Source organism: Flavobacterium sp. ZB4P23 (genome assembly GCF_003970375.1).
Classification (GTDB): domain Bacteria; phylum Bacteroidota; class Bacteroidia; order Flavobacteriales; family Flavobacteriaceae; genus Flavobacterium.
The window spans coordinates 43,702-59,193 of record NZ_RYDK01000004.1; the positions used below are offsets into that span (position 1 = coordinate 43,702).

At 36.5% G+C, this 15,492-nt stretch carries 12 protein-coding genes; 9 read left to right on the forward strand and 3 right to left on the reverse strand.

Going from position 1 to position 15,492, the window contains the following annotated elements:
* Positions 1-158 precede the first annotated feature (158 nt).
* From ileS to EKL99_RS07725, 3 genes are all read left to right on the forward strand, one after another.
* On the forward strand, positions 159-3,623 hold the full coding sequence (ileS, locus tag EKL99_RS07715) for an isoleucine--tRNA ligase (protein WP_126567751.1): 3,465 nt from the start codon (positions 159-161) through the stop codon (positions 3,621-3,623).
* Between the two features lie 6 nt (positions 3,624-3,629).
* Positions 3,630-4,010, forward strand: coding sequence for a TraR/DksA C4-type zinc finger protein (locus tag EKL99_RS07720; protein ID WP_126561423.1), 381 nt, complete (start codon positions 3,630-3,632; stop codon positions 4,008-4,010).
* Between the two features lie 85 nt (positions 4,011-4,095).
* Positions 4,096-4,695 carry a lipoprotein signal peptidase gene (locus EKL99_RS07725; protein WP_126576707.1) on the forward strand — a complete coding sequence of 200 codons (600 nt, stop codon included), beginning with the start codon at positions 4,096-4,098 and terminating at the stop codon, positions 4,693-4,695.
* 66 nt (positions 4,696-4,761) lie between these two features.
* Here the strand turns inward: EKL99_RS07725 and EKL99_RS07730 are convergent, their stop codons facing one another.
* From EKL99_RS07730 to EKL99_RS07740, 3 genes are read right to left on the reverse strand one after another with little or no spacing between them, the layout of a single operon-like run.
* Positions 4,762-4,959 carry a hypothetical protein gene (locus EKL99_RS07730; protein ID WP_126567750.1) on the reverse strand — a complete coding sequence of 66 codons (198 nt, stop codon included), beginning with the start codon at positions 4,957-4,959 and terminating at the stop codon, positions 4,762-4,764.
* A gap of 36 nt (positions 4,960-4,995) precedes the next feature.
* Positions 4,996-5,559 carry a 5-formyltetrahydrofolate cyclo-ligase gene (locus tag EKL99_RS07735; protein WP_126576708.1) on the reverse strand — a complete coding sequence of 188 codons (564 nt, stop codon included), beginning with the start codon at positions 5,557-5,559 and terminating at the stop codon, positions 4,996-4,998.
* A 49-nt stretch (positions 5,560-5,608) separates the two neighbouring features.
* Positions 5,609-6,571 carry a succinylglutamate desuccinylase/aspartoacylase family protein gene (locus tag EKL99_RS07740; protein WP_231507404.1) on the reverse strand — a complete coding sequence of 321 codons (963 nt, stop codon included), beginning with the start codon at positions 6,569-6,571 and terminating at the stop codon, positions 5,609-5,611.
* A 127-nt stretch (positions 6,572-6,698) separates the two neighbouring features.
* Here EKL99_RS07740 and uvrC point away from each other — a divergent pair, with 127 nt between their 5' ends.
* The 6 genes from uvrC (at position 6,699) to EKL99_RS07770 (ending at position 15,472) form a co-directional block, all read left to right on the forward strand.
* Positions 6,699-8,498, forward strand: coding sequence for an excinuclease ABC subunit UvrC (gene uvrC / locus EKL99_RS07745; RefSeq protein ID WP_126563583.1), 1,800 nt, complete (start codon positions 6,699-6,701; stop codon positions 8,496-8,498).
* Positions 8,499-8,572: 74 nt separating this feature from the next.
* Complete coding sequence (locus tag EKL99_RS07750; RefSeq protein WP_126576709.1) at positions 8,573-10,771, forward strand: patatin-like phospholipase family protein; 2,199 nt, start codon at positions 8,573-8,575, stop codon at positions 10,769-10,771.
* Between the two features lie 189 nt (positions 10,772-10,960).
* Positions 10,961-12,118: a homogentisate 1,2-dioxygenase gene (locus EKL99_RS07755; protein ID WP_126576710.1), complete on the forward strand. Its 1,158-nt coding sequence runs from the start codon at positions 10,961-10,963 to the stop codon at positions 12,116-12,118.
* Between the two features lie 195 nt (positions 12,119-12,313).
* On the forward strand, positions 12,314-13,474 hold the full coding sequence (gene hppD / locus EKL99_RS07760) for a 4-hydroxyphenylpyruvate dioxygenase (protein WP_126457633.1): 1,161 nt from the start codon (positions 12,314-12,316) through the stop codon (positions 13,472-13,474).
* A 292-nt stretch (positions 13,475-13,766) separates the two neighbouring features.
* Positions 13,767-14,537, forward strand: a complete 771-nt coding sequence (locus EKL99_RS07765; RefSeq protein WP_126457632.1) for a DUF3108 domain-containing protein — start codon at positions 13,767-13,769, stop codon at positions 14,535-14,537.
* On the forward strand, positions 14,537-15,472 hold the full coding sequence (locus EKL99_RS07770; protein ID WP_126457631.1) for a tryptophan 2,3-dioxygenase family protein: 936 nt from the start codon (positions 14,537-14,539) through the stop codon (positions 15,470-15,472). The genes EKL99_RS07765 and EKL99_RS07770 overlap by 1 nt, the downstream gene beginning before the upstream one ends.
* Positions 15,473-15,492: the final 20 nt, after the last annotated feature.

Consider the following 15,492-nt stretch of genomic DNA (forward strand, 5'->3'; position numbering starts at 1 on the left):
ACGTAAAAACTTCGGGTCGGGCTGTTCGTTCCAATCTTTTATTTCGTAAACTTCATAAAAGGATTTCCTCTTCCATCCCTCACGCAAAAACTCGTAACTCATAACTCATAATTCATAACTATTCCTTACTTTCGCACCTCGATTTAGAAAAGGATAAAATGAGCACAAAATTTACTGAATACAAAGGACTTGACTTACCAACTGTAGCGTCAGAGGTACTTGATTTTTGGAAGAAGGAAAACATATTCGAGAAAAGTGTAACCACTCGTGAAGGAAACACCCCATTCGTGTTTTTTGAAGGGCCGCCTTCGGCAAATGGATTACCGGGAATTCACCACGTAATGGCACGCGCCATTAAAGATATTTTTTGCAGATATAAAACTCAAAAAGGGTTCCAGGTAAAGCGTAAAGCCGGCTGGGATACGCATGGCTTGCCGGTGGAATTAGGAACCGAAAAAGAATTGGGAATCACCAAAGAAGATATTGGAAAAACCATTTCCATCGAAGAATACAACGAAGCGTGCAAAAAAACCGTAATGCGTTATACAGATGTATGGAACGATTTGACCGAAAAAATGGGCTATTGGGTTGATATGGAAGATCCGTATGTGACCTATAAATCTAAATATATGGAAACGGTTTGGTGGATTTTGAAACAAATCTACAACAAGGATTTGATGTACAAAGGCTACACCATTCAGCCTTATTCCCCAAAAGCAGGGACAGGATTGTCATCTCATGAAGTCAACCAACCAGGAAGTTATCGTGATGTAACGGATACGACTGTTGTGGCACAATTTAAAGTCCTTTCCCCAACCCTCTCCAAAGGAGAGGGAGCTGAAACTGAAAATTCGGTATCAAAGGCTTTCGGACTCGACTCCCTCCCCAAAGGGGAGGGCTGGGCTGGGGATTTTTATTTCCTCGCTTGGACGACAACGCCTTGGACATTGCCAAGTAATACCGCTTTGACTGTAGGTCTAAAAATTGAATATGCTTTAGTAAAAACATTCAATCAATATACATTTCGTCCGGCAACATTGATTTTGGCTAAAAAATTAGTTGCAAAACAATTCGGGAAAGGGTTCTTTGAAAGTACAGAACCTGCTGATTTTGAAAATTTCAAAGAAGGCGACAAGAAAATTCCGTTTCAGGTTTTAGCAGAATGCAAAGGAGCTGATTTAGTTGATATTCGGTACGAACAACTAATGCCATTGGTGCTTCCGTATCAAAATGCTGAAAATGCTTTTAGAGTAATTTCAGGAGATTTTGTAACTACCGAAGATGGAACAGGAATTGTACATACCTCACCTACTTTTGGTGCTGATGATGCAAGAGTAGCAAAAGAAGCTACGCCAGAAATCCCGCCGATGTTGGTGCTGGATGAAAATGGAACTCCGGTTCCATTAGTAGATTTACAAGGAAAATTCACCTCACATGTGGGCGAATATGCCGGTAAATATGTGAAAAATGAATATTACAACGACGGTGAAGCGCCAGAGCGTTCAGTAGATGTTGAAATTGCCATTCGATTAAAAGAAGAAAACAAAGCCTTCAAAGTAGAGAAATATGTCCACAGTTATCCGCATTGCTGGAGAACCGATAAGCCGATTTTATATTATCCATTGGATTCCTGGTTCATAAAAATCACGGAGGTTAGAGACAGAATGTTCGAACTGAACGAAACGATTAACTGGAAGCCAAAATCGACTGGAGAAGGACGTTTTGGAAACTGGATAAAAAATGCCAATGACTGGAATTTATCGCGATCCAGATTCTGGGGAATTCCATTGCCAATTTGGAGAACTGAAGATAAACAAGAGGAAATCTTAATTGGTTCTGTTGAAGAATTATACAACGAAATTGAAAAATCTATCGCTGCAGGTTTTCAAAAAGAAAATCCTTTTAAAGGTTTTGAAATTGGAAATATGGCTGAATCCAATTACGATTTAGTTGATTTGCATAAAAATGTAGTCGACGAAATCACCTTGGTTTCTGCTTCTGGAAAGGCAATGAAACGTGAAGCTGATTTGATTGATGTTTGGTTCGATTCTGGTTCCATGCCTTATGCGCAATGGCATTACCCTTTTGAAAACAAAGATAAAATAGACGCAAACAAGGATTTTCCTGCTGATTTCATTGCTGAAGGAGTGGATCAAACGCGTGGTTGGTTTTATACTTTACATGCCATTGGGACATTAGTTTTTGATAAAGTTGCCTATAAAAATGTAGTTTCTAACGGATTGGTTTTAGACAAAAACGGACAAAAAATGTCTAAACGTCTGGGCAATGCCGCAGATCCATTTGAAACATTAAAAGAATACGGTCCAGATGCGACGCGTTGGTACATGATTTCGAATGCAAATCCTTGGGACAATTTGAAATTTGATTTAGAAGGAATCGCTGAGGTACGTAGAAAATTCTTTGGAACCTTGTACAACACGTATTCGTTTTTTAGTTTGTATGCTAATATTGATGGTTTCAAATATGAAGAAGCAGAGATTCCATTAAGCGAAAGACCGGAAATTGACCAATGGATTATCTCTGAATTGAATACCTTGATAAAAGATGTAGATACCTATTATGCAGATTATGAGCCAACGAAAGCGGCTCGCGCAATCTCTGAATTTGTTCAGGAAAATTTGAGTAACTGGTACGTTCGTTTGTGCAGAAGACGCTTCTGGAAAGGGGAATATGCACAAGACAAAATCGCGGCATATCAAACTTTATATACGTGTTTGTTAACCATAAGTAAACTTGGTGCGCCAATCGCTCCGTTCTTCATGGACAAACTTTACAGAGACTTAACTGTAGCAACACAGTCGGAAAAATATGACAGCGTACATTTGGCCGAGTTTCCAATTTCGGTTGAAAACTATGTTAATAAAATGTTGGAGAGCAAAATGCAGAAAGCACAAACCATTTCATCATTGGTTTTATCACTCCGAAAAAAGGAAATGATCAAGGTGCGTCAGCCGTTGCAAAAGGTAATGATTCCGGTGCTTGACGACAATCAAAGAGCCGAAATTGAAGCTGTTTCTGACCTGATAAAAGCAGAGGTAAACGTGAAGGAAATCGTACTTTTGGATGATGCATCCGGTGTTTTGGTGAAACAAATCAAGCCTAATTTTAAGGCACTTGGACCCCGTTTTGGAAAGGATATGGGGTTGATTTCTAGGGAAATACAAGGGTTTTCTGCGGCACAGATCAGTCAATTGGATAAGGATGGAAGCCTAAGTATTGTTATTGCAGGAAATACCGTAATTTTAACACAAGAAGATGTCGAAATTACCTCACAGGATATTGAAGGCTGGTTGGTAGCAAACGCTAACGGAATAACGGTTGCGCTGGACATTACAATTTCACCAGCATTAAAACAAGAGGGAATTGCCAGAGAATTAGTAAACAGAATTCAGAATATTCGTAAAGATTCCGGATTTGAAGTTACGGATAAAATTAAAGTGCAACTGAAGAGAAACGGACTTTTAGAGCAGGCAATTTTAGAAAATGAAGCCTATATAAAATCAGAAACACTGACCAGTGAATTGGTATTTGTAGATGAAATAACAAACGGTACGGAAATAACATTTGATGAAATAAAAACAATGATATTAATTTCAAAATAATATAAGATGACAGATGAAATCACAAGATATTCTGATACTGATTTAGCAGAATTCAAAGAGATAATCCTTGGGAAAATTAAAAAAGCACAGGCTGATTTAGATCTGATAAAAAGTGCGTACATGAATGATTTAAATAACGGAACTGACGATACTTCTCCAACTTTTAAAGCCTTTGAAGAAGGAAGCGAAACGATGTCTAAAGAAGCAAACTCTCAACTGGCAATTCGTCAGGAAAAGTTTATTCGGGATTTGAAAAATGCCCTTTTCCGTGTCGAAAATAAAACGTATGGAGTGTGTAAAGTCTCAGGCAAATTAATCGGGAAAGAAAGATTGAAAATTGTCCCTCACGCTACAATGAGTATTGAAGCAAAGAACCTGCAACGATAAACTACTAGTTAAACAATATTTAACGCTCCATTGGGAGCGTTTTTTTTGATTAAATTGCTATTTTTGCGCCATTAAAATTTATAAAATGTCATTACGAAAAGCCTATCTCCTTATTTTTATTTTACTGCTTGTTGATCAAGTCACTAAAATCTACATCAAAACTAATTTTATCTTAGGGGAAGAAGTCGAAGTATTCAAATGGTTCAAAATCCTTTTCATTGAAAATGAGGGAATGGCATGGGGAACAGTAATTCCGGGGGTTTACGGAAAATTATTTTTAACCCTTTTTAGATTGGTCGCTGTAGGCGGAATTGGGTACTGGCTATGGGATTCTATAGAAAGAAAAAATAGTTCTAACTATCTAATTGTTGCCATTTCATTGATTTTGGCAGGTGCTTTTGGGAACATCATCGATTCTGTTTTTTACGGAATTATTTTTGATGATAGTCAGCAAGAAGTGGCTACTTTATTCTCGGATCAACCGTATGGAACCTGGTTTCACGGAAAAGTGGTAGACATGTTTTATTTTCCTTTTTGGCACGGAAATCTACCCAGCTGGTTGCCTGTTTGGGGCGGAAAAGAATTTACTTTTTTCAACGCTATCTTCAATATTGCCGATATGGCGATTTCAACAGGAGTTGGAATCTTGATTTTTTTCAACAAAAAAGCTTTTCATCACGAATAGGTTCGACGTTTTTTATAACATACAAAAAGACCTGTTCCTGATTTGAGCAAGTCTTTTTTGTTTGTATTAATTTTTATTGTGTCCGGGGGCATATTGCTTAGCGCTTTTCCCTCCATATTTTTTTTTTGCTTGACCTGGAGGTAGTTTTTTAGCTTTATAGGATGATCTGCTGGTTCCAGTGTGAATACTGCAGCTTGAAAAGGAAACTGCAAAAAGGATGACCATAACGCTTACGGCAAATCTTGAATTTTTGAATGTTCTCATAAGTTAAGTTGATTGTATCAGTTACAAAAGTACGGATTAAAATTTATAAACTTGATTCGGAGTCACACAGTAATCCAGTTGTATATCGCCTTCAAAAATATCGGTAATCAATTCTTCGGGTTCGAAGAAAGAAAGTCCAATTTTGATTGCATCCGGTTTGCACTCTGATAAAAATTTGTCATAAAATCCTTTGCCGTAACCCACCCGATGTCCTTTTTTGTCGAAAGCCAAAAGCGGAACAAAAATCACATCGATTTTAGTAGAAGGAACTTCAATACCATCTACCGGTTCGGGAATGTTATATTCATTTTTTTTGATTCGGGTATTATCAGTCAAAAGAAAATGCGTCATCTTTCGGGTGGCAAAATCAGCTTTGGAAACAATAATCTCTTTGTCTTTTCCGGATAATATGTGAAGAATAAATTCAGTATTAATCTCTTTTTGTTCTGTTATAGGTAGGAAAATATGAAAGTAGGTTTGCTCCCAAAGAGGAAGTGTCAGTATTTTATTGGCTATAGCCAAACTCTTTTCCTCGATTTCATTTTCGGAAAGGAAGTTCCGTAAGGCTTTGTATTTTTTCCGTAAGGCTGTTTTATTCATGTTTTATTATTTTGAACCGGATGCAAAAGTATGGATTGTATACTCGTATTTAAAGAGAAAGATGGTAGATGGCATCACCTTGGTATACGATGGGCGCATCATTTACATTAAAAATATAACCTGAATTGGGTGCTTTTACTTTGTGTTCAACCTTTCCGTAAGGATCAGAAATCGAGCCCAAGAGTTGTCCTTTGGTTACGTAATTGCCAATTTTAGTATAACCGTGAAACATCCCGGAGTATTTGGCTCTGACCCAGACGGATTTTTCTATATAAATCGTTTCTTTTTCAGGAATGATGGTTTTTTTCTTTGCATTTAACATCCCCAGATGATGCAATATTCGTTTAGAACCTTCAACTCCTTCCTGTGTGACCGTTTCATTTATGTCAATGGATTTTCCGCCTTCAAACAGCAACATTTTTACCCCCAACTTGTTACATGAATTTCTAAAAGTTCCCGGAATGTTTTTTGAATACATCGTAAAAGAGGTGTTGAAAATATCCGACAAGGCTTTTAGTTCTGGATTATTAGGAACAATACGAATTTGTGGGGCATTGAAGCGACTGGCGCCACCGGAATGAAAATCAATTACATAATCTACATGTGGAATAATTTCTTTAAGTAAATTATACGCAAACCGGCTTGCAAGTGAGCCTGTTTTACTGCCAGGGAATACCCGGTTTAAGTCCCGTTTGTCTGGAAATTCTCGGGATTGATTCACAAATCCAAAGACATTAATCACGGGAATACAGATAATGGTTCCTGTTTTTGGTTTATTGATTTTTTGTACAATCAGCTGGCGTACAATTTCGATCCCGTTAATTTCATCTCCATGAAGCCCCGCGGTGAATAATACGGTAGGCCCGTTTATTTTTGACCGTTCTACAATTATTGGAATTTTCAGTTTGGTCATGGTATGGAGTTTTGCAATTTCCATATTGATGGTTTTGCTGTCTCCCGGTAAGATGGGCTCTTTTAAGATCGTTATGTTTTTAGGTTCTCGTAGATTCATAGAAAGTTTAAAGGCTAAATTTAGAAAATTATTCGGGAAGAAATAAGAAGTGCGTCATTTTTCGCTTTTGAAAAATGTTATTTGTATTTTTGAAGTGCAAAATTAAATTAAAAAGAATCAATCTAAAATGCTACTTCCTTCACTTGAACTCCAAATCCAAACCTTACCTGATAATCCAGGCGTATACCAATATTACGACAAGGAAGGGAAAATTTTGTATGTAGGCAAAGCCAAAAATTTAAAAAAAAGAGTTTCTTCGTATTTCAATAAAATTCATGACACGGCCAAAACCAATGTGCTCGTTAAGAAGATCGTGACCATAAGACACATTGTGGTTCCTACGGAAACCGATGCCCTTTTACTAGAAAATAACCTAATAAAAACCTTGCAGCCGCGCTACAATGTGTTATTGCGGGATGATAAAAGTTATCCGTGGTTGTGCATCAAGAAAGAACCTTTTTCGCGCATATTTGCGACTCGGAGAATGGTCAAAGACGGGTCGGAATATTTTGGGCCGTATACTAGTTTCAAGACCGTAAGTACTATTTTAGAACTGATCAAAGAGTTGTATCCGCTTAGAACTTGCAATTATGATTTGAGTAAAAGCAATATCGAAAGTGGAAAATTCAAGGTGTGTCTTGAGTATCATATTGGTAATTGTATGGGGCCTTGCGAAGGATTAGAAACTTTAGAAAATTATCAAAAGCAAGTGGATGCGATTCGCGAAATCCTGAAAGGGAATTTCAAGGAAAGCATGAAGGATTTCAAGCGGGTGATGACCAATCTGGCCGCCGACATGCATTTTGAAGAAGCACAAAAAATAAAAGAGAAAATCGAAGTGTTGGAGAATTACCAGTCGCGTTCCACGATTGTAAATCCAAAAATTACGAATATTGATGTCTTTTCGATTGTATCGGATGAAAGTGCGGCGTACGTAAATTTTCTACAAATTTCGCACGGTTCGATTATTCGTTCACACACGATGGAAATCAAAAAGAAACTTGACGAAACCGATGAAGAATTACTGGAATTAGCAATTATTGAACTGCGGGAACGTTTTCAATTGCTGTCGCGTGAAATAATCGTACCGTTTCCCGTTGATTTAGGGGAGAATATAAAAGTAACTGTTCCGCAATTGGGAGATAAAAAGCAAATTTTGGATTTATCCATTCGCAACGCTAAGTTTTACCGAATTGAACAACTCAAACAACTGCAAATTGTAGATCCAGACCGTCATACAAAAAGGATTATGGCACAAATGCAAAAAGATTTGCGATTGCCTGTAGAGCCAAGACATATTGAATGTTTTGACAACTCGAATATTCAAGGGACAAATCCTGTAGCGGCTTGTGTGGTTTTTAAAGATGGAAAACCCAGCAAAAAAGACTACCGCCATTTTAATATAAAAACAGTCGAAGGACCGGATGATTTTGCTTCAATGACCGAAGTGGTTTATAGAAGGTACAAACGATTGCTGGACGAAAAGGAACCGTTACCGAATTTAATAATTATTGACGGTGGAAAAGGGCAATTGTCATCAGCGCTGAAGAGTCTTGACGAATTGGGTCTTCGCGGAAAAATAGCCATAATTGGCATTGCCAAAAGGCTCGAAGAACTTTTTTATCCGGGTGATTCTATTCCGTTATATTTAGATAAAAAATCAGAAACCCTTAAAATAATCCAGCAATTACGCAACGAAGCGCACCGTTTTGGGATAACGCATCACCGGGATAAAAGGAGTAAAGCAGCACTGAATTCTTCGATAGAATCCATTCCCGGTATTGGCGAAAAAACGATGCTGACCTTGATCCAACACTTCAAAAGTGTTAAAAGATTGAAATTAGCAACAGAAAAAGAAATTTCGGACGTTATAGGTGTGTCTAAAGCCAAAAAAATTACCGAATTTTACAAGGCAACAAATCAATGATTAATCTAGAGTATCTAAACTTGGACAAATAATACCCAATCGCGTCCAGTTTTAGTACTGCCAAATTGCTGCTTATGAAGAAAATTGCACTAATATTTCTTGTTTTTACTAGTTTGATGGTGTTTTCGCAGGAGCAAAAAAGACCCAAAGTAGGATTGGTTTTAAGCGGTGGTGGTGCAAAAGGATTTGCTCATATAGGAGTCCTTAAGGTGTTAGAAGAAGCGGGTGTCAAGATTGATTACATAGGCGGAACCAGTATGGGTGCAGTTATTGGAGGGTTGTATGCTTCAGGTTACAATGCAAACCAGATCGATTCTATTTTTCAAGCGACCGATTTCAATGAATTAATAAATGATTTTATCCCCAGGTCTTCCAAGAATTTTTATGAAAAAAGAAACGACGAATTGTATGCATTGGTTTTACCGTTTGACAAATTCAAAATAGGAATTCCAGAAGCCTTGTCTAAAGGGATCTACAATTATAATTTATTGAGCAGAATTACCAGAAACGTAAGACACATTAAGGATTTTAACCAGCTTCCAATTCCTTTTTTATGTATTGGAACTAATATTGAAACGGGAGAGCAAGTGGTATTGAACAAAGGGAATCTGGCACAGGCCATGATAGCCAGTTCCGCATTTCCTTCCTTATTTTCTCCGGTGGAAATTGACGGAAAAATTCTGGTAGATGGAGGCGTTGTTAATAATTATCCCATTGAAGAGGTGCGAAAATTAGGTGCGGATATCATTATAGGAGTTGATGTTCAAAATGATTTATTAGACCGAACAGAACTCAAGGATGCTACTAAAATTTTAGTTCAAATCACCAATCTTCAATCTATAGAGCGAATGAAAAAAAATGTAACGGATACTGATATTTACATTAGACCAGACGTTACACAATATGGTGTGATCTCATTTGACAAGGGAAAGGAAATAATAAGAAAAGGGGAAGAGGCAACATTTGGGATTTATGAGCAACTCAAACAACTTGTTGATGCGTCCAATCCCTACACGAAGCCCAAGTTAAAACTACTGTCAGACAGTCTTCAAATAAGAGCAATAAACAGCAATGAATTAAAGAATTACACGAAAGAGTATGTCATAGGGAAGCTAAGATTTAAGCCCGGAGTAAAAACGTGCTATGATGATTTATTAAAAGGCATTAATAATATCAATGCAACCAAAAATTTCAGCTCTATCTCATATTCATTGGAACCTAATAAAAGGGGTGTAGACCTGAACATAAATTTAGAAGAGAATTCAACAAAAACCTATTTAAAATTTGGCCTGCATTATGATAATTTATTCAAAAGTGGCGTTTTGGTAAATTTGACCCGTAAAAAAACACTTTTTAAAAATGATATAGCCTCTCTGGATATTGTTTTAGGAGATAATATTAGATACAATTTAGATTATTATATTGAAAATAGATTTAATTTGAGTTTTGGTTTTAAATCTTATTACAACCAATTTAACAGGAATGTAGCCAAAGAAATAAGCAGTACAACGTTTAATAATCCGGATATAAATTCGATTAATGTAGATTTTACGGACTTGACAAATCAAGCGTATTTCCAGTCTTTATTTGTTCAAAAATTTCTGATAGGAGGCGGAGTCGAACTCAAATATTTAAAAATAAAATCAGAAACACTCGCCAATGTAGATCCAATAATTGATAACAGTAATTACTTCAGTCTTTTTGGCTACATGAAATTTGATTCTTTTGATAATAAATATTTTCCTAAAAAAGGATGGTATTTTACTGGTGATATTCAAACCTATTTGCTTTCGTCTAATTACACGGGCGATTTTCAACCGTTTTCTATTGCTAAAGCAGATTTTGGTGTAGCCGCAACTTTATTTAAGAACGCTACAGTAAAATTCCAAACCGATGCCGGGTTTTCTTTTGGTCAGGAAAGCGTTGCTTTTTTTAATTTTATTTTAGGAGGATATGGATATAATCCGCTTAATAATTTCAAATATTTATATGGATACGATTATTTAAGTGTGGCCGCTAATAGTTATATAAAATCAACAGGAACGATAGATTATGAGTTTTATAAAAAAAACCACATCAATTTTTCGGCAAATTTTGCTAATATTGGAGATCGGATTTTTGAGACCGTGGATTGGGTTTCAATTCCAAAATATTCTGGCTATGCCGTAGGATATGGTTTAGAAACAGTCATTGGACCTATAGAAATAAAATATTCCTGGTCCCCGGAACAGCCTAAAGGATTTACATGGTTTAGCATCGGGTTTATGTTTTAATTGTAATTTATTTGAATTTTAATTCCGATATTTGTTATTATGAAAACAATTTGGAACGGTTTGTTAGGATATCTGCAATTCCTCATTAAGAGGAATCCGGAATAGATTGTATTTTTTTTGATTTAATTAAATAAGTTTATTTCGATAAAACGATAAACTTTTAAACTTTAACTTTTAAGCAAAAAAATCATGCCTTTATACCATAAATTGGGAAAATTTCCCCAAAAAAGACATACTCAATTTAAAAAGCCTACAGGTGGTTTGTATTACGAACAGCTTTTTGGAACGGAAGGTTTTCATGGCCATTCCTCATTACTATATCACGTTCACAGACCAACACAGGTAAAGGAAATTTTAAAATCCTATTCAGTAGAACCAAAAATTGCCATTGGAAAAAACATCAAATCATTACTTTTAAAAGGTTTTGAGTTAAAGCCGGAGGACGATTTTCTGGACAGTCGTAAAGCCATGTTGATCAATAAAGATTGTATCATAGGATTAGCCGCACCCAGACAATCATTACGCAGTTATTTCTATAAAAATGCCGATGCCGATGAAATGATTTTCATTCATAAAGGGAAAGGAAAATTGCGCACCATGATGGGAAATATTTCTTTCGAATATGGAGATTACTTGATTATTCCACGTGGAATGATTTACCAAATTGATTTTGAAACTTCGGAAAATAGATTGTTTTACGTCGAATCATTTGCTCCTTTTTACACGCCAAAACGCTATAAAAATGAATCAGGTCAACATCTAGAACATTCGCCATTTTGCGAGCGCGACTTTATTTTGCCAACAGAATTAGAAACGCACGATGAAAAAGGTGATTTTCTAATAAAAATCAAGAAAGAAGGAATGATGCATGAATTCGTTTATGCCACACATCCCTTTGATGTAGTAGGTTGGGACGGTTATAATTTTCCATACGGATTTAGTATTCATAATTTCGAACCTATAACAGGTCGGGTACACCAGCCACCACCAGTGCATCAGACTTTTGAAACTTCAACTTTTGTTGTTTGTTCGTTCGTTCCACGATTGTACGATTACCATCCAAAATCCATTCCTGCGCCTTACAATCACAGTAATATAGATAGTGATGAGGTTTTGTATTATGTAGATGGGGATTTCATGAGTCGCAACAATATAGAGCAAGGTCACATTACACTACATCCAAAAGGGATTCCTCACGGACCGGCGCCAGGTGCTATGGAACGCAGCATTGGTCATACAGAAACCCACGAATTAGCGGTTATGGTTGATACCTTTCGTCCCTTAATGGTCACCGAAGAAGCGATGGGATTGGACGACGGTCAATATTACAAATCTTGGGTCGAGTAATTAGAAGCTATTTCCTGCTGTACGCTTTATCTTTTCCTGGCTAAAGAAGCCAGAAAAAGGATGCCGTTTCCATCAGGGCTAGGGCTTTAGAGTAAACAACAACATAATTTTAAATTAATACATCCGTGTACATCTGTTTTATCCGCGTCAACCGCGTTCCAAAACTAGAGATGCCGAATCAAAAAATAAATCACAATGAGCAAAGAAGTAAAATCAGTAGAATACGGACTCGAAAAAATATTTGAAGGAGCACAAGATTTCCTTCCGTTATTAGGAACCGATTATGTAGAATTCTACGTAGGAAATGCAAAACAATCCGCACATTATTATAAAACGGCTTTTGGGTATCAGTCTTTGGCGTATGCAGGATTAGAAACCGGAGTGCGAGACAGAACGTCGTATGTGTTAAAACAAGATAAAATCCGCATTGTATTAACTACGCCATTAACACAAGATTCTCCAATACACGAACATTTAAGAAAACATGGAGACGGCGTGAAAGTTGCAGCGCTATGGGTAGAAGATGCCACCAGTGCGTACGAAGAAACCATGAAACGTGGTGCGCGCTCTTTTATGGAGCCTACGGTAGAGAAAGACGAATTTGGAGAAGTAGTACGTTCCGGAATTTACACTTACGGAGAAACGGTACATATTTTTGTAGAGCGCAAAAACTATAATGGTGTTTTCCTTCCTGGTTATAAGGAATGGAAATCCGAGTATAATCCGGAACCAACAGGATTAAAATACATTGACCACATGGTAGGAAATGTGGGTTGGAATGAAATGAATACTTGGGTTAAGTTTTATGAAGACGTGATGGGATTTGTAAATTTCCTTTCTTTTGATGACAAACAAATCAATACGGAATATTCAGCATTGATGAGTAAGGTAATGTCAAACGGAAACGGAAGAATCAAATTTCCAATCAACGAACCTGCTGAAGGAAAGAAAAAGTCACAGATTGAGGAATATCTGGACTTTTATGGTGGACCTGGAATTCAGCATATCGCAATAGCAACGGATGATATTATCAAAACCGTATCGCAATTGAAAGCCAGAGGAATTGAATTTTTGTCCGCTCCTCCACATACCTATTATGAAGCCATTCCGGAGCGATTGGGAGATCACATGAAAATGATGAAAGAAGATTTAAACGAAATCGAGAAACTAGCCATCATGGTAGATGCCGATGAAGAAGGGTATTTGTTGCAAATTTTCACAAAACCGGTGCAAGACAGGCCAACCTTATTTTTTGAAATTATACAAAGAATGGGAGCCAAAGGTTTTGGAGCGGGGAACTTTAAAGCGCTATTTGAATCAATTGAGCGAGAACAGGAATTGCGAGGAACGTTGTAAAAAAGCATTATTTTTACATATTGTGAAAAAATAACTAATAAACAACATGTTTTTTTGTAAATGTTGTGTTAAACTTTTTTTTTAACAAAAAAAAGTGGATTTGTTAACTACCTTTGCACTCGCAAAAAGGGAAGGGGTGGTTTCCTTCCTGATTTCATATAAATTTCATAGTTTATAGTTTTTTGGTTAGTTAATAGCATAAAAACTCAGTCATTATTTGACTGAGTTTTTTTGTTTTGATATATTTGGAACAAAATTTGCTAATAGAGTCAATAAACAGACAAATTAAGTGATGAAAAAACTATTCTTATTCTTTGTGTTGATTATAACAGTAAGCTTTGATTCTCCTCAGGAAGATGCTTACGGAGTGGGTGAGTGGTTCAAATTCAGGATACACTATGGAATAGTCAATGCCGGTTATGCCACGCTGGAAGTAAAAGAGGCCATTTTAAACAACAAAAAAACGTTTCATGTTGTTGGTAAAGGATACACCACGGGGATGTCTCGTTTTTTCTTTAAAGTAGATGATTTATACGAAAGCTACATTGATAAGGAAACAGGAAATCCGTACCAGTTTGTTCGAAAAATTGATGAAGGCGGCTATACTAAAAATCAAGAAGGGTTTTTTGACCAATCTACAAACAGAGTTGTTGTAAAAGATTATAAACATAAAACCGAAAAAACACTTTACATTCCAAAAAATACTCAGGATATTCTATCGGCCTTTTATTATTTAAGAAACTATCCTAGTATCGATAAATTAAAAATTGGAGAATCAGTGGCAATCGATATGTTTTTTGATGATGAAACTACTAAATTCAAGCTAAAGTTTATTGGACGAGAAAATATTACCACTAAATTTGGCGTTGTTTCAGCTATGATTTTTAGACCTTTGGTACAATCAGGACGCGTTTTCAAAGAGAAAGAAAGTCTTACTGTCTGGATTTCGGACGATGACAATAAAGTACCGCTGAGGATAAAAGCCAGTCTGGCAGTAGGGTCAATCAAGGCAGATATTGAGGGATACAGAGGATTGAAAAATCCTTTTAAAACAAAAAAATAATGAGTACTAAAGACAATTCAGAAGCTATTTTAAAAGAAATTGAGCTTAAATATGATGCGATAAATCAAAAAACAGAAACACAGCTCGAAGGAGTATTATGGTCTAAGCCAATCACCTATTGGGATTATATTCAGACAGATGCCCTGTTGAATCTTCAAATTCAGAGAACGACGCTTCCGGACGAAATGGTTTTTATCATGTATCACCAGGTTAATGAATTGATATTTAAAATGATTCTCTGGGAGATGCGGCAAATTTCCTATTGTGAAAGCATTAATACAGTATTTTTCACGGAACGATTAATGCGAATCAGCCGTTATTTTGACATGTTAACCACCTCTTTTGATATTATGGGAAATGGAATGGAAGTGGAGCAATACATGAAATTTAGAAATACACTAACTCCGGCCAGCGGCTTTCAAAGTGCGCAATACCGCTTGATAGAATTTTCATCAACAGACCTAATAAATCTGATTGATTACCGTTATAGAGATACCATTGACCGGAATACAACGTATGAGTTTGCACTGGAACATTTGTATTGGCAAGCAGCCGGAAAAGAGTATCACAGCGGTAAAAAATCATTTTTACTGGAGGAGTTTGAAAAAAAATATAAGAAGGAATTCTTAGCCCACATGGAGGAATACAACACCATTAATATTTGGCAAAAATTCAAACAATTACCGGAATCAGATCAAAAAAATCCAGAACTAATTCAAGCCATGCGTCATTATGACCATACGGTAAATATTACTTGGGTAATGCAACACCTTAATACAGCAAAAAAATATATTGATCAAAGTGGAAAAGGCGATGGAGAAGCTACTGGCGGGAGTGACTGGAAAAAATACATGCATCCAAAATATCAAAGAAGAATTTTCTTCCCGGAATTATGGAGTAGCCACGAATTAGAAAATTGGGGAGTAGAAATGTAGATTGAATAAAAAAAAACAAG